Origin of the sequence: Bizionia sediminis, from assembly GCF_042684585.1 — a bacterium.
In the GTDB taxonomy this organism is placed as follows: Bacteria; Bacteroidota; Bacteroidia; order Flavobacteriales; family Flavobacteriaceae; genus Algorimicrobium; species Algorimicrobium sediminis.
The window spans coordinates 621,120-642,033 of the sequence record NZ_JBHULS010000001.1; the positions used below are offsets into that span (position 1 = coordinate 621,120).

General features: G+C 34.3%; 18 protein-coding genes and 1 pseudogene. 16 read left to right on the forward strand and 3 right to left on the reverse strand.

Annotated features, from left to right (window positions below):
- Nucleotides 1–150: 150 nt before the first annotated feature.
- Nucleotides 151–798 (reverse strand): class I SAM-dependent methyltransferase, encoded by a 648-nt coding sequence (locus ACFSQP_RS02745; protein ID WP_376891592.1) that lies wholly within the window; start codon nt 796–798, stop codon nt 151–153.
- Nucleotides 799–1,000: 202 nt separating this feature from the next.
- On the opposite strand from ACFSQP_RS02745, the gene ACFSQP_RS02750 reads away from it, so the two are divergent.
- From ACFSQP_RS02750 to ACFSQP_RS02760, 3 genes are all read left to right on the forward strand, one after another.
- The gene (locus ACFSQP_RS02750) at nt 1,001–1,573 is read left to right on the forward strand and encodes a PAS domain-containing protein (RefSeq protein WP_376891593.1); all 573 of its coding nucleotides are present in this window, start codon (nt 1,001–1,003) and stop codon (nt 1,571–1,573) included.
- 537 nt (nt 1,574–2,110) lie between these two features.
- Complete coding sequence (locus ACFSQP_RS02755) at nt 2,111–3,229, forward strand: transporter substrate-binding domain-containing protein (protein WP_376891595.1); 1,119 nt, start codon at nt 2,111–2,113, stop codon at nt 3,227–3,229.
- Nucleotides 3,230–3,287: 58 nt separating this feature from the next.
- Nucleotides 3,288–3,800 (forward strand): DUF3124 domain-containing protein, encoded by a 513-nt coding sequence (locus ACFSQP_RS02760; protein ID WP_376891596.1) that lies wholly within the window; start codon nt 3,288–3,290, stop codon nt 3,798–3,800.
- A 28-nt stretch (nt 3,801–3,828) separates the two neighbouring features.
- On the opposite strand, the gene ACFSQP_RS02765 is transcribed toward ACFSQP_RS02760, so the two are convergent.
- Complete coding sequence (locus ACFSQP_RS02765) at nt 3,829–5,187, reverse strand: DEAD/DEAH box helicase (protein ID WP_376891597.1); 1,359 nt, start codon at nt 5,185–5,187, stop codon at nt 3,829–3,831.
- Between the two features lie 145 nt (nt 5,188–5,332).
- Between ACFSQP_RS02765 and ACFSQP_RS02770 the strand changes: the two genes are divergently transcribed.
- The 5 genes from ACFSQP_RS02770 (at nt 5,333) to ACFSQP_RS02790 (ending at nt 12,810) form a co-directional block, all read left to right on the forward strand.
- Nucleotides 5,333–6,658 carry an anthranilate synthase component I family protein gene (locus tag ACFSQP_RS02770; protein ID WP_376892111.1) on the forward strand — a complete coding sequence of 442 codons (1,326 nt, stop codon included), beginning with the start codon at nt 5,333–5,335 and terminating at the stop codon, nt 6,656–6,658.
- A gap of 41 nt (nt 6,659–6,699) precedes the next feature.
- Entirely contained in the window at nt 6,700–8,016 is a 1,317-nt protein-coding gene (gene tilS, locus ACFSQP_RS02775; protein ID WP_376891598.1) for a tRNA lysidine(34) synthetase TilS, read from the forward strand.
- Complete coding sequence (locus ACFSQP_RS02780) at nt 8,013–10,049, forward strand: protein-disulfide reductase DsbD family protein (protein ID WP_376891599.1); 2,037 nt, start codon at nt 8,013–8,015, stop codon at nt 10,047–10,049. The genes tilS and ACFSQP_RS02780 overlap by 4 nt, the downstream gene beginning before the upstream one ends.
- 153 nt (nt 10,050–10,202) lie before the next feature.
- Nucleotides 10,203–11,846 carry an adenine deaminase gene (gene ade / locus ACFSQP_RS02785; RefSeq protein WP_376891600.1) on the forward strand — a complete coding sequence of 548 codons (1,644 nt, stop codon included), beginning with the start codon at nt 10,203–10,205 and terminating at the stop codon, nt 11,844–11,846.
- Nucleotide 11,847: 1 nt separating this feature from the next.
- Nucleotides 11,848–12,810 (forward strand): YheT family hydrolase, encoded by a 963-nt coding sequence (locus ACFSQP_RS02790; RefSeq protein WP_376891602.1) that lies wholly within the window; start codon nt 11,848–11,850, stop codon nt 12,808–12,810.
- A gap of 10 nt (nt 12,811–12,820) precedes the next feature.
- On the opposite strand, the gene ACFSQP_RS02795 is transcribed toward ACFSQP_RS02790, so the two are convergent.
- Nucleotides 12,821–13,798 (reverse strand): NAD(P)H-dependent flavin oxidoreductase, encoded by a 978-nt coding sequence (locus ACFSQP_RS02795; RefSeq protein WP_376891603.1) that lies wholly within the window; start codon nt 13,796–13,798, stop codon nt 12,821–12,823.
- Nucleotides 13,799–13,940: 142 nt separating this feature from the next.
- Here ACFSQP_RS02795 and ACFSQP_RS02800 point away from each other — a divergent pair.
- From ACFSQP_RS02800 to ACFSQP_RS02835, 8 genes and pseudogenes are all read left to right on the forward strand, one after another.
- Nucleotides 13,941–15,005, forward strand: a pseudogene (locus ACFSQP_RS02800) (YifB family Mg chelatase-like AAA ATPase); the annotation flags it as partial.
- Nucleotides 15,006–15,123: 118 nt separating this feature from the next.
- Nucleotides 15,124–17,043 carry a tyrosine-type recombinase/integrase gene (locus ACFSQP_RS02805; RefSeq protein ID WP_376891605.1) on the forward strand — a complete coding sequence of 640 codons (1,920 nt, stop codon included), beginning with the start codon at nt 15,124–15,126 and terminating at the stop codon, nt 17,041–17,043.
- A gap of 141 nt (nt 17,044–17,184) precedes the next feature.
- Entirely contained in the window at nt 17,185–17,391 is a 207-nt protein-coding gene (locus tag ACFSQP_RS02810) for a hypothetical protein (RefSeq protein WP_376891606.1), read from the forward strand.
- Nucleotides 17,392–17,576: 185 nt separating this feature from the next.
- Complete coding sequence (locus ACFSQP_RS02815) at nt 17,577–17,732, forward strand: hypothetical protein (RefSeq protein WP_376891607.1); 156 nt, start codon at nt 17,577–17,579, stop codon at nt 17,730–17,732.
- A 119-nt stretch (nt 17,733–17,851) separates the two neighbouring features.
- Nucleotides 17,852–18,343 carry a hypothetical protein gene (locus ACFSQP_RS02820; RefSeq protein ID WP_376891608.1) on the forward strand — a complete coding sequence of 164 codons (492 nt, stop codon included), beginning with the start codon at nt 17,852–17,854 and terminating at the stop codon, nt 18,341–18,343.
- Between the two features lie 123 nt (nt 18,344–18,466).
- On the forward strand, nt 18,467–18,676 hold the full coding sequence (locus tag ACFSQP_RS02825) for a hypothetical protein (protein ID WP_376891609.1): 210 nt from the start codon (nt 18,467–18,469) through the stop codon (nt 18,674–18,676).
- A gap of 55 nt (nt 18,677–18,731) precedes the next feature.
- Nucleotides 18,732–19,805: an adenine-specific methyltransferase EcoRI family protein gene (locus tag ACFSQP_RS02830; RefSeq protein ID WP_376892112.1), complete on the forward strand. Its 1,074-nt coding sequence runs from the start codon at nt 18,732–18,734 to the stop codon at nt 19,803–19,805.
- Complete coding sequence (locus tag ACFSQP_RS02835) at nt 19,802–20,884, forward strand: HNH endonuclease family protein (protein ID WP_376891610.1); 1,083 nt, start codon at nt 19,802–19,804, stop codon at nt 20,882–20,884. The genes ACFSQP_RS02830 and ACFSQP_RS02835 overlap by 4 nt, the downstream gene beginning before the upstream one ends.
- Nucleotides 20,885–20,914: the final 30 nt, after the last annotated feature.

The following is a 20,914-nucleotide window of genomic DNA, read 5'->3' on the forward strand; positions in this document are numbered from 1 at the left end:
TGTAAAACTGCCTAATTAAATTAAAGTTTACAGTAACTTTTGTTACAGAAAGAAATACAGACGGTTAGCTTAATTATAGAGTTGTGTAGAATGATATAAAACTGGAAAAGTGTTATCAAGCTTACGCCTTGAATACAACTCAAAAGAGAATTAGAATAAAGTTAGTAATGTGGTAACAATTTTACCTTTATTGTTTGGTAAGTGAGTTGTTACAAGCGTTGTTTGGTCTACTATGGGTAAATTAAACGGAGCTTGTGCTATGTCCAAACCACTTTGTTTTTTTAAGCGAATACCTTGGCCTGAAATAATATCTTTATTGGCTGTAAATTGGCCGGAAGGCACGTGCTCTGTTAGCAGAACATATTTAAACACGCCTAGTTTGTTAACTATTTGTTTCACTTCTTTATTATTTAAATGCTGAAGCACTTGCCGAATTATTGCGCAATCTGCAATAGGAAGCGGATCTGTTGCTATGTTTAAACATGTAAATTCAAGGTTGTTAAACCGAAATCGTTGTTGGTTGTAGGTAATTAATTCTGGAACAATATCTGTAGCGTGATAGTGGTTGGTGTATGGAACCAATTGTTTCCCTATATTAAAATCGCCACAACCCAAATCGCAAACGGTTAAGGGGTTTTGGAAACTTAAAAGAAAGTTTTTTACGGCTTTTATATATGGATTTATAATATCGGGATTGTGCGAGCCGTCTCCAGAGTAAAAAGGCGTTTGGTTTGTACCCCAAAGATGTTGCTCATAAATTTGTTTCATTGCATCTTTGGTAGGCCAAGCTTTTTTCATTGTATGTAAAGGTTAGTAAGTATTATTTTTAGCTCTTTTAGCAGGATTATTAATTAATTGAAGTAAAAGCGTTTTTACATATGCCTTCAAATTAAAAACTAAATGTTGTTAAAAAAAATTTCCTTATTTTTGAAGCAGATTTCATATTCCTAAATAATTGTAGTAATAATCTTTACCCCAAATTTACACTTAAATTGTACTTATGAAGCACGAGTTGTCTAACATGATGTGTTTAGATATTTATTTATCTTCTTTATCTGCCCACGAATATAAACGGATTCACCCAGAACTACAACCTGTAAACACGCAAAATACAGGGCTAATTAGCTGGGATATTATTAGCGATTCTTACACTAAAAAATTAGAAAATTTAAGACTAGCATGCGATAAGGAAAAAGTAAAAGCCTTTGCTAGAAAAGCGCGGTGGGAAAACAAATTAGACGCTATTTTTAAAAATGAAACGTTCGAAGCGATTATAATAACCAATTTAGAGCAAAAAATTTTATGGGTTAACTCCGGTTTTACAACCATGACGGGTTACACCAAAAAGGATGCTTTAAACAAAACACCAAATTTTTTACAAGGGCAACAAACGTCTAAAGAGACCAAGAAAAACATTCGTAAAAATTTAAATAATTTAAAACCCTTCACCGAAATAGTTACCAATTACCGAAAGGATAAATCCACCTATGCCTGCGAGGTTAAAATTTTTCCAATGTATAACGCTTTGGGTGTTACACACTTTCTGGCCTTGGAAAAACAAGTAGGGCAGTAGGTCTGCAATTTCCAGAATCAAAAAAAAATACAACAATTAACGTCGTCTTTTTTAAAAACACCCTATCAGTTTGTTTGTTGCCATACTAGCTAAAACAACTTGTGCGCAAAACAAGCTGTGTATGCTTAAAACAATAGTAATAATGGGATTCTAGAAGTACCTTTGCTAAAACTTAATTTACCTTGGTTTAACAAAAAAGACCGCACTACCGTATTGAAAGGCAGGTCCTGTTTGTTTAAAAATAATGCAGCACCATTAAAAGTGGGGTATAAAGCTGAAAAATAATTACGAACCAGATTTAAAAGCCATTCCTTTTTATTTCAGGAGTTTATGTTAACTGTGTCTAATTAGTAGCTTTAGCTTTAAGTATGTTTAGTTAAGGTATGTACAACCTAGATAACTAAAATAAAAGTAATTTGTTTTTTTAGTTACCTAACCAATTTTTTTTAACCTTTGTTTAATAGTAAGGCGCGACCTCCGTGTTAACTTAAAAATAGGTACAAGCCAACAGATACTTTATAAATTTTAGTAAATACAATGCATATTTGTTTAAACAGTTCAAAAAAAAATACAAAATCCTTTAAAGTACTTCTAGGCTTTGTACTGCTATTTTCTGGCAATATATGGCTTTATGCACAGCAAGCAAACACCAATAATGGTCCTGCAACCTTGCGGGTTGGTGTAGCTGGAATAGAGCCGTTTGTTTATAGTAATTCGGTGTCTGGTATTGCTGAAGATATTTGGAACGCGATTGCCGAAAACAAATCGTGGAATTATAAGTATATAGACTATCCAAATATAAATGCTGCTTTGGAAGCTTTGCAGCAAGGCGAGTTGGATGTAGTAGCCGGGCCTATAAGTATTACCTCCAAACGTTTGGAGCACATGCAGTTTTCGCAGCCTTTTTTTAATTCTAGTATTTCCATTATATCCAGAACGGATAATTTGAGTTTTTGGGAAAAAATAAGACCTTTTTTTAAAGTAAAATTCTTTGTAGCTATTGGTGTTTTTTTAATTATTCTAGCTATTGTAGGAACCCTATTTTGGTTAGCTGAAAGACATAAATCGCCAGACCAATTTTCTAAAAATCCCATTCAGGGTATTGGTGCCGGTATGTGGTTGGCTGTGGTAACCATGAGCACTACAGGCTATGGCGATAAGGCACCAATAACCTTGCTAGGTAGAATAATAGCGGGCAGCTGGATGGTAATTTCCATTATTTTTGCGACTTCTATGGTTGCTGGTATTGCTAGCACCTTAACGTTAGCTACCATTAGTTCTGCTACGGTTGCTAATATAGAGGAACTATCTGGAGCGCGTGCGGCTACTATAGCGCATTCGCCCTCCGAGGACTTTTTGTTAAAAGAAAACGTGCAAGTTGTTGGGGTTGATAATTTAAGTGAAGCCATTCAAAAGTTATTAAATAAAGACGTGCAAGCCGTGGTATACGACCGACCATTACTGCTGTATTACATAAAAAACAACCGCCACGATAATTTATATATTAGCAAAGCGGAATACTACAAACAAGGATACGGATTTGCCTTTCCTTTGCAGTCAAGTTTGGTTTTAGATGTAAACCGCGAATTACTAAAATTAGCTGAAAATCAAGAAATAACCGAAATTATTCACAGGTATATTGAAAAAGACGAGTAGTAATAAAGCTGGCTAGCGCGAAGTTATTTGTATCTTGTAAGCTGTTAAAATTGTTATTATGATACGTAGGTTTTATTATTTATTTTTTGTGAGTAGTTTGTTCTTGGCTTGCCATAAAACCCCAGAAACAGATACCTATAACAGCACAAATTGGTCTGATAGATATTTAAAGCCACACTCAAAAAACACTTGGGCGTATGGCAAAACCTATCTGTCTATTTATTCCCAAATTTACAGTATGTCGCAACATAAAACTCATAATTTAACAGCCATGGCAAGTATGCGAAACATTAGCGATACGGATACTTTATATATTTTAAGTGCAAAATATTACGACTCGCACGGACAACTAATTCGTACATTTTTTAACGAACCAATTTATTTGGCACCTCTAGAAACTACCGAGGCTATTATTGAAGAATTTGATGACAGTGGTGGTACGGGATCTAATTTTATTTTCGAATGGCAAAAACCGGCAAACGCCCCCGATCCTTTATTTGAAGGCATAATGAACTCCACCCTTGGCCAGCAAGGTTTGTCGTTTACAACAACAGGTGTGCGCATGAAATAAATTATTTGTTAGAAGCCAGCCAAACGGCCTATTTTTTACGACGCTTATTGTAGTTTTTGTCGCCGCGCGTTTTTGGTTTCTTGTATTTAGCCGCAATTTTAAATTTATACGAGCCACCTAAATTTTCTTTGGTGTTTTTCGCTTTTTTCTCATGATAGGCAGGGCCTGGTTTGTCTTCATCGCGCAATTTTATCGGGTTATTACGCTCCAAAATTTTAGGACGCTCTTCCTCCAATAACTCCGTAGCTATGGTAACAGTGTCTGGTAACGAATTTACCGGAATAACCATTTGCATAAGTGCTTCAATTTTTTCCAAAGCTTCTGTTTCACTAGGCGTATAAAACAGTAATGCCGCGCCTTTCCGTTCGGCTCTACCAGTTCTTCCTATTCTATGCATGTAGTTTTCGGGAAAGTTGGGGGTATCGAAATTTATAACATGCGATACGTTATCGATATCCAAACCGCGCGCCATAACATCTGTGGCTACTAAAATTCTATTGGTTCCTTCTCTAAATTGTTCGATGCTTCGCAAGCGATAATTTTGCGTTTTATTGGAGTGAATAACACAAAGTTCATCGCGAAAATCCTGTTCCAAGGCTTCAAAAAGTCTGTCAGCCATTTTCTTAAATGCCACAAAAATTAAAACCTTATTATAAGTGTCACGGTCCTGTAAAAGCGTTTTCAGCAAGTTAAGTTTTGTATAGTAATTGGGAACCGCATATTTGGTTTGACTAATATTTTCCAGCGGTGTTCCAGAAAGCGCAATAGAAACGCGTTTTGGTGCAATAAAAAAATCGGTTATTAAAGCGTCCACGTCCTCTGTCATGGTTGCCGAAAACATGATGTTTTGACGTCTTTCTGGTAGTATATCGAAAATATTTATTAGCTGATGCCTAAACCCTAAATCCAACATAACATCTACCTCATCAATTACTAATTTCTGGATAGATTTAAGTTGTAAAACGCGACTAACAGCCAAGTCGTATAAGCGTCCTGGTGTGGCTACAATAATGTCTAAACCTTCGGCAACAGCTCTTTTTTGAGCGTTTATATTTACGCCGCCGTAAACGCCTAAAACACGTACATTAATATATTTGGCCAACTTTTCAATTTCATCTACAACCTGCACCACTAACTCTCTAGTTGGAACCATAATTAAAACACGCGGATTGGCTTGTTCCGAGTATTTTAAACCACGCAGTATAGGCAGCATGTAAGCAAAGGTTTTACCGGTGCCAGTTTGCGCAATACCTACAACATCGGCACCAGAGGCTACTACATTAAATGCTTCTGCTTGTATGGGTGTTGGATGCGTAAAACCCAAATCGTCCAAGGCATTGTATAAAGGTGTTGTTAATTTTAAATCGTGAAAGGTTGTTGCGTCCAAGGGTTTCTATTTTAGGCTACAAAGGTAAACTTTTCTATGTTTTTAAAGGGACGGCTTATTAACTTTCTAAAAAAGTTAAAAACCCATGGTGTATCTGGCTTTTTTATGCGGCTAAAATTTCGGAACTTTGTCCATATCTGAAGCCTTGAGAACATCATTTACATACCAACCAACAGATTTAAATCTGTTTAAAGCCAAATTACTGGCTTGGTCACAAACCTTTACGGAGGTTTTGTGGTTAGATTCTAATGCAGAAAGCAACCCAGAATCGGGTGCATATAGCAGTTTTGAAGCCGTTTTAGCTGTGGGCGCTTTTACAAGTATAAAAACCAATTGGGCCCAGGCGTTTAGTCAATTACAGGACTACCAAAAGGCTTGTTCGGATTGGATTTTTGGGTATCTGTCCTACGATTTAAAAAATGATACCGAGGCTCTATCATCTCATAATTTTGATGCTTTAGAATTTCCAGATCTCTATTTTTTTCAACCCAAAAAGCTCTTCTTTATTAAGGACAATCAGGTAAGTGTTCAGTATCTTAACGCGTTTAGCGCAGAATGGGAAACGGATTTAAACGCCATTCAAGCCATATCCTTACAAGAAATAAACACAAAACAGGCGTCAGGATTAAGCATAAAGGCACGCATACCTAAAGCGGCCTATCTTACTAAAGTAAACCAGGTTTTAAATCATATTTATCGCGGCGACATTTATGAGGCCAACTTTTGTCAGGAATTTTACGCTAATAATGCCACTATAAATCCGCTGCAAACGTATAATAAACTGAATAGTATTTCCAAGCCACCCTTTGCTGCCTTTTTAAAAATGGCAGATAAGTATGCGCTTTGTGCCTCGCCGGAACGTTATTTAAAAAAGTATGGAAATACTGTTGTGTCGCAACCCATAAAAGGAACTGCCAAACGTTCTAAAGATAAAGAAACAGATTTGGCTTTAAAACAGACCCTAGCTACCGACGCCAAAGAACGCAGTGAAAATATTATGATTGTAGATTTGGTCCGGAATGATTTGTCCAAAACAGCGGTAAAAGGCAGTGTAACCGTTTCCGAACTTTGTAAAGTTTACGCCTTTAAACAGGTACATCAAATGATTTCAACCATAACAAGCAGGGTACCTAAAAATACATGCCCATCCAATGTTATTAAAACTACGTTCCCAATGGGAAGCATGACGGGCGCACCAAAAATATCTGCTATGCGTATTATTGAGGCAACCGAAGAAACCAAACGCGGCTTATATTCTGGTGCCATTGGCTACATATCCCCACAAGGCGATTTTGATTTTAATGTGGTTATTAGGAGTATTTTGTACAATCACTCAAAAAAATATGTATCATTTTCTGTTGGAAGTGCTATAACAGCAAAAAGCACGGCAGAAAAAGAATATAACGAGTGCTTGCTTAAAGCGAAAGCCATGCGACAGGTTTTAGAACAACCTAACAACGCAGATACCTAAAGCTTGCAAAACCAACAAAATAAACACTATAGGTAATTTATATGACACAAAAGCATTTTGAAACTCACCTAGCACAAAAGCTACCTTTTTTACGTAAAAGTAGCCTACTAATTGCTGTTTCAGGGGGTATGGATAGTGTTGTACTTACCCAATTGTGTTATAACATGAAGTTGAACATAACACTGGCTCATTGTAATTTTAAGCTGCGTGGTGCCGAAAGTGACGCTGATGCAGCATTTGTGAAAACATTAGCCAATAATTTAGGTGTTCAATTGCACACAAAATCTTTTCATACCAAAGCGTATGCTACTCAAACAAAAATGTCTATTCAAATGGCTGCCCGAGCGTTGCGGTATAATTGGTTTCAAGAGTTATTAAAGGCGGGACCTTACCAATACTTGGCTACCGCACATCACGCCGATGATAATCTAGAAACATTTTTCATTAACTTTATGCGGGGCACCGGGTTAGAAGGCTTAACGGGTATTCCAGAAGTACATACTAACGTAGTTCGCCCATTGTTGCCGTTTTCGCAAAAAGAGTTGTTGCATTTTGCAAAACAAGAAAAACTAACTTGGCGTAACGATAGCAGTAATGCCATAACAAAATACTTGCGTAATAAATTACGGCATGACGTTATTCCTATTCTAAAAGGCATAAATCCGCAATTACTTCAAAATTTTCAAAAAACACAAGCACATTTGCAGGATGCAAACCTTGTAATTCAAGATGCTTTAGAAAAAGTAGAAGAAGCTGTAGTAACAACAAAAGAAGACTCGCGGTATTTTAATATCGACAACTTAAACGCCTTATCCAATCCTAAAGTGTACTTATACTATTTACTTAAAGGCTTTCATTTTACGGAATGGGACGACGTTTACAGTTTGTTACACGCACAGTCTGGAAAATTTGTAGTTTCCAAAACCCACCGCTTGGTAAAAGATAGAGCCCATTTAATTTTAACCAAGCTCCCTGAAAATAAGTCCTTTTCCGAATTTATATGGGAAGAAAACCAATCGCAAATTACCGGGCCTTTTGGCACCATAACAGCCCAACCGGTCTCCGAAATTACAGAAACATCTAAAACCTGCATTTTTGTTAATAAAGATTTGTTAAAATACCCCTTAACTATTAAACCATTTGAAAAAGGAGCCTATTTTTACCCTTTTGGAATGACAGGTAAAAAGAAACTAAGTAAGTTTTTTAAAGATGAAAAATTAAGCCTTCCAGAAAAAGAAAATATTTGGTTACTGTACGCAAATAACAAACTTGTTTGGATAATTGGTTTGCGTGCCGATAACCGTTTTAGAGTAACAGATAACAACAAATCTATTATAAAATTTTGCATAAAAAAATGATACGTAACTTAATTTTATTTGCAGCATTCTTAACGACTGTTTGTTCTATTCAAGCGCAAATACTTAACCCAGTAACTTGGACCGGTAAGGTTGAAAAATTATCGGAAACAGAATACAACTTAATTTTTGAGGCTGCTATTGAAGAAAACTGGCATTTATATTCGCAAGATTTACCCGAAGGCGGACCACTTCCCACTATGTTTATTTTTGAAGGCGCCGAATCCAATACAGATTATAAACTAATTGGCTCTGTTACAGAAAGTCCCTATATAACCGACTATGATAAGGTGTTTGAAATGGACTTAAATTATTTCGATAATGCAGCTACTTTTACGCAAAAAATTGAACTTTTAAATCCCGATTTAAACGCTATAACGGGTACAATCGATTTTCAAGCCTGCGACGATGCCCGCTGTATTTATCAACAAAAATCGGTTACATTTTCCTTTTCAGAATCAGCTACAACAGATGCTGCACTGACTACGGAAGCCACTAATTTAACCGATATTTTCTCGGGAGGTGCCTCCATTGAAACGAGCGCACCGGCCCAAGCTACTGCAGCCATTCCCGAAACCAATGAAAAACCCGAAAACAAAGGGCTTTGGACCATTTTCTTTACCGCCTTCTTTTTAGGCTTTTTGGTACTTTTAACGCCCTGCGTGTTTCCTATGATTCCTATGACGGTTAGTTTTTTCACCAAACAAAGTAAAACACGGGCATCAGGAATTAAAAACGCATTGCTTTTTGGCTTTTTTATTATCACTATTTACACCCTTTTGGGTACGGCGGTTTCGGCATTGTTTGGAAGTAATGCCATGTATGAATTTTCTACAGGAGTTACCTTCAACCTTATTATGTTTGTGGCCCTACTTATTTTTGCCTTCTCTTTTTTGGGTGGTTTCGAAATTATGCTACCCAATTCATGGGTAAATAAAGTAGATAGTGGCGCCAATAGGGGTGGCGTAATTGGTATCTTTTTTATGGCTTTGGCGCTTGCCGTAGTATCTTTTTCATGTACTTTCCCTATTGCAGGTACCGCTTTACTAGATGCGGCTACAAAAGGGGGTATTGCACCAATTATTAGTATGCTCGGATTTTCGTCTGCAATAGCATTGCCATTTGCTTTGTTTGCATTTTTTCCTAGTTGGTTAAATTCCATGCCAAAATCTGGTGGTTGGTTAAACACAGTTAAAGTGGTTTTGGGTTTTTTAGAATTAGCCTTTGCCTTCAAGTTTTTATCTATGGTAGATTTGGTTTTGGAATGGCATATTCTTACACGCGAATTATTTTTAGCTATCTGGATTGCCATTTTCGGAACTTTAGGCCTGTACCTGTTAGGTAAAATAAAACTACCGCACGATTCGCCTTTGCCACATATTTCTGTAGGGAGGTTATGTATGGCTTTACTAACGCTGTCATTTACTATTTATATGATTCCTGGTTTGTGGGGTGCGCCTGTAGAGCTCATAAGCGGATTTCCGCCGCCAATGAGCACCAATAGCGAGTCGCCTTATGGGGTTGGTTATTCCAAACGCACAACCATCTCGGCAGGTACTGGATTAGCTACCGAACTGCCAGAACACGCACATTATGGACCAAATAATATTATTGCCTTTCATGATTACGAACATGGGTTAGCCTACGCTAAAAAAGTTAACAAACCAGTTATGTTGGATTTTACCGGATTAACCTGCGTAAATTGCAGAAAAATGGAGGAGCAAGTTTGGGTAGAAGAGCCTATTTTAGAACTGTTAAACAATGAGGTAGTTTTAATATCTTTATACGTAGATGACAGAAAAAAATTACCTGAAAACGAACAGTATGAATCAGAATTAACCGGTAATACGGTTACCACCTACGGGCATAAATGGTTGGAGTTTCAACAAGTAAGGTACAATACAAATGCACAACCTTTATACATTATACAGGACACCAACGGTAACGACATAAGCGAGCCTGTTGGGTATATGCCAGACGCGGAAGAATACTATAATTGGTTATCCAATGGGGTAGAGCGTTTTAAAGCGCAATAAGGACGTTGGTAGCCTCCAAACTTGCGTGTAGTTGTTAAAATAGGTGATTTGATAGTCTGCTTATTTGTGGCAGCAAGGATAAGCATAAGCAGGAATTTTAAAAATAGACACAACCGTTTTTAGTGTCTGAAAATGTAGCATTAACTATTATTTATGAAAATTCAAGGACGTATTGTTGATATTCCCAATAAGCGGATTTTTAAAGGTGAAATTACCGTTACAAACGGTAAAATTAGCGCTATTGAAGAGAAGCAGCAAGTACCTAACCAGTATATACTTCCTGGATTTGTAGATGCGCATATTCATATTGAAAGCTCTATGTTGGTTCCCAGTGAATTTGCGCGTATTGCTGTAAAACACGGCACGGTTGCAACCGTTTCCGATCCGCATGAAATTGCCAACGTTTTAGGTGTAAAGGGTGTCCAGTTTATGATTGAAAATGGCAAACAAACACCGTTTAAATTCAATTTTGGGGCGCCATCGTGTGTTCCTGCTACGAGCTTCGAGTCGGCTGGCGCTGTTATTAACGCAAACGATATTAAAGCACTGTTGGAAAACCCCGATATTTTGTATTTGGCAGAAATGATGAACTATCCGGGTGTGTTACATGCCGATCCCGATGTTTTAGAAAAAATAGCTTGGGCTAAACATTACAACAAACCGGTAGATGGTCATGCTCCTGGTTTAAGCGGAACCGATTTGTCTGCATACATTCAAGCTGGTATTACAACAGATCATGAATGTGTTTCTTATCAGGAAGGATTGGAGAAACTTGAAAAAGGCATGAAAGTTTTGATTAGAGAGGGGAGTGCCGCCAAAAATTTCGAGGCGCTCATAGGGCTACTTCCTTCGCATTACCAAAACATGATGTTCTGCAGCGATGATAAGCATCCAGACGATTTGCTTCTCGGACACATTAACCAACTGTGTGCACGCGCTGTGGAAAAAGGATTCGATATTTTTCACATTCTTCAAATGGCTTGTATAAATCCTGTTATGCATTATAATTTACCGGTAGGACTATTACAAGTGGGCGATGCAGCGGATTTTATTGTGGTTAACGATTTAAAAAATTTCAAAACCCTAAAAACAGTCATTAATGGTAAGGTGGTTTTTGAAAAAGAGCAATCGCTAATTCCTAAAGTAGCATTCGAAATTCTAAATAACTTTAAAACCTCAAAAAAAACGGTATCAGATTTTAAGGTACCTGCTTGGTCATCCAGAAATTCACAGCAAGAAATTAGTAAAATTCGGGTTATTGAGGCTCTAGATGGGCAATTAGTTACCAACCAAATAATTGCCGAAGCAAGTGTTAATAACGGTAATTTGGTAAGTAATGTAAAAACCGACGTCCTAAAAATGACTGTTGTAAATAGGTATAACACCAATAAACCTGCCATGGCATTCATAAAAAATATGGGTCTAAAATCGGGTGCTATAGCAAGTTCTGTGGGCCACGATTCTCATAACATAATTGCCGTGGGTGTTAGCGACGAAGCTATTTGCCAAGCGGTAAATTTAATAATTGAAAACAAAGGAGGTATTTGTGCGGTTTCTGAAACCGATAGCTATATTGTACCTTTGCCGGTAGCTGGTATTATGAGTAACCTAGACGCCCAAACCATAGGGGATGCCTACAGTAAATTAAACAGTATGGCAAAACAATTAGGTAGCACTTTGCAAGCGCCATATATGACTTTAAGTTTTATGGCTTTATTGGTTATTCCCAATTTAAAATTAAGCGATAAAGGCTTGTTTAACGGACAAACTTTTAAATTTACAACTATAGACGCGTAAAATGCCAGTAATTCAGTCTACCTACAAACCAGCATTTTATTTTAAGAAAGGTTTTGTTTCTACAGTTTATTCCGGTATCGTACGTCAGGTAAACCAGCCTTTAGATAGGCAGGAGCGTTTGGTATTGGCAGATGGCGATTTCATAGATTTAGACTGGCACTATGCCAAAACAAATTCGGATGCCCTAATTATTATACTGCATGGTTTGGAAGGCAATGCGCAGCGTGCTTATGTAAAAGGCACCGCAAAAACGTTTACCGAAAACGGTGTGGATGCCTTGTGTGTTAATTTTAGAGGGTGTTCTGGTGAAATTAACAAATTATACCGCTCTTACCACTCTGGCGATACAGACGATTTGAAAGCGGTAATTAACCATGTTTTAACTTTAGAAAAATATACAAAACTTTATTTAAAAGGCTTTAGTTTGGGTGGTAATGTTATTTTGAAATATTTAGGTGAAGGCAACCAAATTCCCAAGCAGTTAATTGCGGGCATAGCTGTTTCCGTGCCATGCCAATTGGCAGGCGCTGCGGCCGAATTGCATAGGCTTAAAAACAAACTTTATCACGATCGGTTTAAGCAAAACTTAATTGCTAAATTACAGGTAAAGCAACAAAGGCATCCGGACAAAATTTCAACTAAAGAAATTGCTTCTATTAAAACCCTTTACGATTTTGATACTATTTACACAGCTAAAGCACACGGGTTTTTAAGTGCCGAAGATTATTACGAAAAAAGCAGTTCTTTGCAGTTTTTAAACCATATTGAAACGCCAACATTGCTTATTAATGCGCTTAACGATTCGTTTTTATCGGCAGCTTGTTATCCGGTTAAACAGGCCCAACAAAATCCTAATTTATTTTTAGAAATGCCCAAGTATGGTGGCCATGTAGGGTTTATAGACAAGAAGAACTACTATTACACAGAAAAACGAGCCTTAAGCTTTGTTCAAAATGATATGTAAAGATTTAGGATTATTTATAAATATCCAGATATTTTGATTGTTTTTTAATGGCATGCCGAAACTCTTGTTTTAAATTTGAAACGAGTTCTTTAACGGTAGGGTTATTGGCAATGTTGGCCACACCTTGTCCGGCAGACCAAATAGTTGCCCATGCTTTGGCTTCGTCTTTATGAACCGTTAATTCGGCACCAAAATCTATTTTCTTTTCGCGACTTAACATGTCTTCGGTAATACCCATGGCATCTATACTGGGTTTTAAAAAATTAGCTGCTACGCCAGAAATGGCTGCGGTATATACAATATCATCGGTTCCAGCATTAATAATCATGTTTTTGTAATCTGTTGGCGCTTGGCTTTCTTGGGTATTAATAAAACGCGTCCCCATATAACCCATATCGGCGCCCATTTGTAATGCCGCCGCAATATCTTGCCCGGTAGTAATAGAACCTGCCAGTAATATTGTTTTTTTAAAGAACTGTTTTATTTCGGCAATAAAAGGCATCGGATTTTTAATTCCTGCATGCCCACCAGCGCCAGAACACACTAAAATAAGTCCATCAACACCCGCTTCTGCAGCTTTTTCGGCATGTCTCTTTTTAATAACATCATGAAATACGCGTCCGCCATAACCATCCACGGCAGCTACTAATTCCGAAACAGCCCCCAAAGAAGTAATTATGAGCGGCACTTTATGCTTTATACACAGTTCTAAATCAGCTTGTAAACGCGGATTGCTTTTATGAACAATTAAGTTCACACCAAATGGCGCTGCCTTTTTACCAGTATCTTTTTCAAATTCGGAAAGCGCTGTTTTTATGTCAATAAGCCAATCTTCAAAGCCTTCACTGGTACGCTGATTTAAGGCGGGAAAGGTTCCAATAATGCCATTTTTACAGCATTCGATTACCAATTTTGGACCGGAAATTAAAAACATAGGTGCGGCTATTATGGGTAATGATAGGTTTTCGAAAATGGTGGTGTTCTGCATAAAAATGGTCTCTTTAAGGTGCTTTCAAAGATACTTAAAACAATAAAAATAATCTATTTTATAGCTGGCCGATTATGTTAGCTAACTGAAATCCTGTTTTTTACTCGCAAATTTTTATTACTTTTAAAGAAATCGAATAATTATGCTAAAAAAAGTCTTTGGAAGTGCTGTGTTTGGTGTGGAAGCTACAACCATAACTGTAGAGGTAAATGTAGATAAAGGTGTGGGTTACCACCTAGTAGGATTACCCGATAATGCCATAAAGGAGAGTAATTATCGAATTGCAGCGGCACTTCAAAATAACGGCTTTAAAATACCAGGAAAAAAAATTATTATAAATATGTCGCCAGCCGATTTGCGAAAGGAGGGAAGCGCATACGATTTAACCCTAGCCATGGGAATTTTAGCGGCATCCAACCAAATTCAGGCAGACCATCTAGAGCAGTATGTAATTATGGGCGAGCTGTCGTTGGATGGGTCCTTACAACCTATAAAAGGTGCTTTGCCAATTGCTATAAAAGCGCAAGAAGAGGGTTTTAAAGGTTTTATTTTACCCAAACAAAATGCCAAGGAGGCGGCCATTGTATCAGGTTTAGAAATTTATGGTGTTGAAAATATTAATCAGGTTATTAATTTTTTTAATGAAGGCGAGGCTTTGGAACAAACCACCATTGATGTTGCAGCCGAATTTAATAAAAGTTTAAATTTTCCAGAATTTGATTTTGCCGATGTTAAAGGTCAGGAAGGAATTAAACGTTGTATGGAAATTGCAGCAGCAGGCGGGCATAACATTATTTTAATTGGACCACCAGGTGCAGGAAAAACCATGTTAGCCAAACGTTTACCCAGTATTTTACCACCAATGACACTAAATGAAGCGTTAGAAACCACCAAAATCCACTCGGTTGTTGGCAGGGTAAAAGAAAACACAGGTATTATGGCTCAAAGACCTTTTAGAAGTCCGCATCATACCATTAGCAACGTAGCTTTAGTGGGTGGAGGTAGCTATCCGCAGCCAGGCGAAATTTCCATGTCGCATAACGGGGTTTTATTTTTAGACGAATTACCCGAATTTAAACGAGACGTATTGGAGGTTATGCGCCAGCCGCTAGAGGATAGAGAGGTTACCATATCTCGGGCTAAATTTACGGTTACGTATCCGTGTTCATTTATGTTGGTAGCTAGTATGAACCCGAGTCCAAGCGGAAATGATATTTATTAATTAAAAAAAAGTATATATTTGTAATTCAGTAAATTATAATTTTAACAAATCAGACTATTTCTGTTTTATAAGTAAATAATCTGACTATTAATCTGACTACAATATGAGTGTTTTCAAACTTCACGCAAAAGATGTAAGAGGTCAAGACAATATGGTTTATATCTATTTGTATAAACTTAATACTGGTGATAAACAACCTGTATTAAGTTCATTAAAAATTAAGATACCTAAAAGATGTTGTCTTCCATCGCAAAAGAAGTTCAAAAAGGTTTCAAAAGAGTTATCAAAGTATAAAGATGTTTTACTTAATACTGGTTTTGAAGATGTAGAAAGCCTTAATGATTATTTAGAAGAAAGATTAGAAACTTTCCAAAGAAATAATGGTAGAAAGCCTACAAAGTCATTAGATAAAAGAACTTTTAATGAATGGATGGAAATACTTATTAATAGACAAGTTAATCAAGGCACTAAGTTGAGGTATTTGAACATTAAAAACTCAATTACTCTATTTCAAGAATGGTATTCAGTTAATAAATTAAATAGAATTAAGACCTCAACTATATTAATGAAAGATATAGATGTAGATTATATTTTAGAGTTCAAGAAATGGTTATTAACTGAACCAAACGAAGGAGAAAATAGAAAAAAGAGCACTTTATATACAACTAATTATAAATTGAAGTGTATGAAAGCAATGTTGAATAAATCCCATTCAGAAGATTATTTTCCATTTCAAACTAATCCGTTTAGTCATATAAAGTTTGAGAACATACAACCTAAAATAGATATTCTTACAATGAGTGAGTTGAAAAGTTTAATAACTACTCAATTTGTTGAAGTATATAGAAGAACAACTAATAATGAAGAAGGTGTTAAACTTTGGGGAAAGCCTATTGAAGGCGGTGTTGAAAATAGAAATAATAAAAACTCACGATATAGAGCAAAACACTCTTTGAATGATATTAGAAATTATTTTCTTTTTCAATTATTAAGCCAAGGAATAAGAGTTTCAGATTTAGCAACTTTAAGATGGAATAATTTTGAGTATTATGATGAGGTGATGAGGATTAATAAGCGTATGGTTAAAACTAAATCTAACATTACGATTTTAGTAAATGAAAAAATGACTGGTATAATTAGCCATTATATTGTTAGGTATGAAGATGAAGCACCGGAATTAGTATCAAAAATTAAAGAAATCAATAAAAACATATTAGATAAATATAATTATTTGAATAGTGTTGATGTTCGTGCCGTTTTAGATTTGTCTGATACAAATATGCGTCTATGTATAAAGGCTTTAAGTTTAATAGTTGATGAATCTAATGTTTATAATCATCATACTAATTTTGGTTATATAATTACACAAGAGTTAATCAATAGATTAGAAAAATACCTAACTGATAATATAGATAGTTTTAATAAATTAATGGAAATTAAAACAACTATTAAACGACCTTCACCTATAACATTTAGAAATAAGGAAAAAGATAAAATACAAGAAATAATCAATACTCTAAATAAATGGTTATTAAAACAAAAGGCATTACAATATAAAAAAGAAACTGATAACTATATAAGACTTAAATCTGAAAGAAACTTATTAGTTATTGAAATGATAAACATTTTGAAAATGTCTGATACAAAACAACACTTTGTTTTTAATCTATTAAGAAATGAAGATTTTATTGATATTGTTGATGAAGATTTTAGTAGATTATCTGAACTACAATACCGAAGGTTTCAATCATTTAGAGCCTATTATAATAAACTATTGAAATTAGTTTCAGCACAAGCGAACATAAATAAAAATCTAACTTCTCATATTGCACGACATAGTTATGCTTCTTTAATGTTAGAATTAGGTGAAAACATTAATTTATTTGATTTAATGAACTCATTAGGACATCAAAGGCTTAATACCACCCAAGCATATATACAAAGATTAAGTAGTAAAAAGACTGATGAAATTAATCAAGTTATATCTGATAGTCTAAATACGGGTATTAATATCAATCTATAAGGTATTAATCTTAACCAATACATAATAGATTTATTTAAGTCAATAATGTATTTACATTTATATACATTACAAAAAGAGAGTTTATAAAGTTTATATATACAATATGAAACAACTTGTTTCAGAAAAAAATATATAATAAACATGAAAAGAAAAAACTATCTACACACAAAGTTTGTAAAGTTCTTAAAAGAGAGTGAAGAAGAACAAAATGATGAGGTTATTGATGATGAAGTAATTGATGATGCTGATGAGGTTATTGATGATGCTGATGAGGTTATTGATGAACTTTTAGAAAAGTATAAAAAAGCATCCAAAGAGTTTGATGATATTATATACGGACGAAAATAATAATAAACTAATTGACTTTAAGACTATACAAGTGATAATGAAAATGAATAAATCAAAACTTTATAGGTCAATCAATCAATTAGATAATATAAAAGTGATTAAATACAAAAATCAATTTTTATATTCTGAAAGCACACTATTTCAACTAATGAAGTTGAGGTTAATTGAAAAATTAAATGATAATAATGGCAGATAATGATAAAATAAATAAACTAACTGACAGAATAAAAAGCAACAAAGTCAAACTACAAGAAGAAAACGGCAATCCAAAAAATCAACAAATACTTAGGCTTAAAATACAAATAGACGAACTACAAGTTAAAATAGAGCGATTAAAATAATGAGTTCTCACACTCTGGAATAAAAGTGATTAACGGCACTAATTGGCTTCTTACTATTCAATCAATCGTGGTTATTAATTTAATCGCATTGGTTGAACTATATAAAAAAATAATATAGTGTGATTACAACAAAAAAAAGAGGCGTTAAAACGCCTGAAATGATAGAAAGTGATATAGTGTATGGTTTTAATAAAATAATGGCTAAAAAAGCCCCTATATATCATATAACACTAACAAACCTCAATATTACAAATCCAGCAGAATTAAGGTTTCAATTAACCAATAAATTATTTAATAAAATATTTACATCTTACAAATACTCTTATATTTCATTGAATTACTTATTTGTCATTGAATATCCCGAGAAAGTATCAAGAGGAAATATGATGGTTGATAATTGCGAGGTTCATACTCATATTGTATTAGAAACTGATTTACCTATTGAAAATATTAGATATTTTATTGAAATGGCTTTTAGTTCTACCAATAAAAAATGGATTGATATTGAAAGAATTGATAAAAGAAATGACAAGTTTAATTTTAGCACCTATCTAACTAAACAAATTAAACTATTTACAGATGATAATTATAATTACAAAATATTAAATTGAATCAAACTGAATCAAACTGAATCAAATTGAATCAAAGTCAATTAAATTGTACTAAAAATGATTAATATCTATTTCTAATTAATTATTATATATTTGTTGTATATTAACTTAAATATTAGAATAATGGAAAAAGAAATTAAATCTACCGAAAAAGAAACTATTGAAATTATGGGAAAAGTAGTTCCATTAAAAAAAGATGGAACTCCAAATCTTGTTCATTTACCAAAACATATTAGAGAAATCGTAAAAGATTATTCTAATAAAAAGAAGTTAGAAAAAAAGAAATTAGAAAAAGAGGAGATTATAAATATCCTAAAAGGATTAGAAAAATAATTAATCCAGAAAAAAAACAGATGAGTTTCATCTGTTTTTTTCGATTAGATGATAAATAATGAGTAAATCACAAAATAAAAACTTACATAAAGCAAAAAAAGGTAAAAATGATGAGTTTTACACTCAACTATCAGATATTGAAAGAGAATTAAAACACTATAAAAATCATTTCAAAGACAAAGTAGTTTATTGTAATTGTGATGACCCGAGAGTTAGTAATTTCTTTCATTATTTCTCTTACAACTTTGAAAAGTTAGGCTTAAAGAAACTTATTACTACTTGTTATAAAAATCAAAGTGCTGATTTATTTAGTAGTAATGACAAAGAGAGTGCTATTTATCTTGAATACAATGGAGATAAAAATGGAAATAATGTTCCCGACATAGAAGAAATTGGTATTCATCATTTACAAGGTGATGGTGATTTTAGAAGTAAGGAGAGTATTGAACTATTAAAACAAGCCGATATAGTTGTTACAAATCCTCCCTTCTCTTTATTTCGTGAATATGTGGCTCAACTTATAGAATACGATAAAAAATTTATTATTGTTGGTCATCAAAACGCAATAACGTACAAAGAGATATTTTCTTTAATTAAAGAAAATAAGATTTGGTTAGGTTTTGGATTTAAGGGTGGAGCGGCTCATTTTATAAATGAACACTACGAAGATTATGCTACTGCAACGGACAGAAAAGAAGGTATGATTAGAGTGTCGGGGGTTGTGTGGCTAACTAATTTAGATATTAAAAAACGACATGAAGATTTAATTCTTTACAAGTCATATAATGAAGATGAATACCCATTCTATGATAATTATGATGCTATAAATGTTAATAAAACCAAGGATATTCCTATTGATTATGAAGGTTTAATGGGGGTTCCTATAACGTTTATTGATAAATACAATCCAGAACAATTTGAAATAGTAACACTTGGTATAGGTGAAGATAACTTTACACCATCAAAAAAATATGAAAAGTTCAGAAATCCAATAACGAAAGAGTTTATTTCGGACAAAAGAGATTATCTTCTTTATGTAAGAGATGAAAATGGTAAATATTTGACTTCCGAAGGATATAGAATAAATAAAGTCTATGCAAGGGTATTGATTAAGAATAAAAGATTATGAAAATCACACTTAAAGAAATTACGGTTCGAGAATTAACGAAAGGCTTTGAAGATAATGATGAAGGTGGAGTTATTGGATATGATGGTTTATTAGATATACGTCCGCCTTATCAAAGGGAGTTTATATATAAAGAAAAACAACGAGAAGCCGTAATTGACACTATCAATAAAAACTTTCCATTGAATGTTATGTATTGGGCAGTTAGAGATGATGGAGGTTTTGAAGTAATAGACGGACAACAAAGAACTATATCTATTTGTCAATTTGTAAATGGTGATTTTGCTTATTTATTTAGATACTTTCATAATCTACAAAAAGACGAACAAGAAAAGATACTCGATTATAAGTTAATGATTTACTTATGCGAAGGTTCAGATAGTCAAAAGTTAGAATGGTTTAGAACTATTAATATAGCAGGTGAGAAATTAACAGAACAAGAGTTGAGAAACGCTGTTTATTCTGGTTCGTGGGTATCTGATGCGAAAAGATATTTTAGTAAGAATGGTTGTGCTGCTTATGGTTTAGGTAGTGATTATTTAAGTGGTTCTCCTATTAGACAAGATTATTTAGAAACTACTATAAAATGGATTAGCAAAGACAATATAGAAGTATATATGTCAAATAATCAAAACGAACCAAACGCAAATGAATTATGGTTATACTATCAAAGTGTAATTAATTGGGTTAAAACTATATTTCCTAAGTATCGAAGGGAAATGAAAGGCATTGAATGGGGTTTATTATACAATCAATATAAAGATATTAAGTTTGATAGTAAGAAACTTGAAGAGCAAACCTCAACTTTAATGATGGATGATGATATAACTAAAAAGAAAGGCATCTATGAATATTTATTAAGTGGCAAAGAGAAACACTTAAATATCCGTGCTTTTACTGATAATCAAAAAAGAGAAGCATACGAACATCAAAAAGGTATCTGTGTAGAGTGTAAAGAACATTTTGAAATTAATGAAATGGAAGCAGATCATATAACGCCTTGGCACGAAGGAGGTAAAACCTCATCTGATAATTGTCAAATGTTATGTAAGTATGATAATAGAAGAAAGTCCGGAAAGTAAATTATACTATTTTTAGAGTAGAGGTTTAAT

Excerpts from the sequence above, each read along its gene's own strand:
- ACFSQP_RS02745 (WP_376891592.1), bottom strand. The coding sequence starts at position 798 with ATGAAAAAAGCTTGGCCTACCAAAGATGCAATGAAACAAATTTATGAG.
- ACFSQP_RS02750 (WP_376891593.1), top strand. The coding sequence starts at position 1,001 with ATGAAGCACGAGTTGTCTAACATGATGTGTTTAGATATTTATTTATCT.
- ACFSQP_RS02755 (WP_376891595.1), top strand. The coding sequence starts at position 2,111 with ATGCATATTTGTTTAAACAGTTCAAAAAAAAATACAAAATCCTTTAAA.
- ACFSQP_RS02760 (WP_376891596.1), top strand. The coding sequence starts at position 3,288 with ATGATACGTAGGTTTTATTATTTATTTTTTGTGAGTAGTTTGTTCTTG.
- tilS (WP_376891598.1), top strand. The coding sequence starts at position 6,700 with ATGACACAAAAGCATTTTGAAACTCACCTAGCACAAAAGCTACCTTTT.
- ACFSQP_RS02780 (WP_376891599.1), top strand. The coding sequence starts at position 8,013 with ATGATACGTAACTTAATTTTATTTGCAGCATTCTTAACGACTGTTTGT.
- ade (WP_376891600.1), top strand. The coding sequence starts at position 10,203 with ATGAAAATTCAAGGACGTATTGTTGATATTCCCAATAAGCGGATTTTT.
- ACFSQP_RS02790 (WP_376891602.1), top strand. The coding sequence starts at position 11,848 with ATGCCAGTAATTCAGTCTACCTACAAACCAGCATTTTATTTTAAGAAA.
- ACFSQP_RS02795 (WP_376891603.1), bottom strand. The coding sequence starts at position 13,798 with ATGCAGAACACCACCATTTTCGAAAACCTATCATTACCCATAATAGCC.
- ACFSQP_RS02805 (WP_376891605.1), top strand. The coding sequence starts at position 15,124 with ATGAGTGTTTTCAAACTTCACGCAAAAGATGTAAGAGGTCAAGACAAT.
- ACFSQP_RS02810 (WP_376891606.1), top strand. The coding sequence starts at position 17,185 with ATGAAAAGAAAAAACTATCTACACACAAAGTTTGTAAAGTTCTTAAAA.
- ACFSQP_RS02815 (WP_376891607.1), top strand. The coding sequence starts at position 17,577 with ATGGCAGATAATGATAAAATAAATAAACTAACTGACAGAATAAAAAGC.
- ACFSQP_RS02825 (WP_376891609.1), top strand. The coding sequence starts at position 18,467 with ATGGAAAAAGAAATTAAATCTACCGAAAAAGAAACTATTGAAATTATG.
- ACFSQP_RS02835 (WP_376891610.1), top strand. The coding sequence starts at position 19,802 with ATGAAAATCACACTTAAAGAAATTACGGTTCGAGAATTAACGAAAGGC.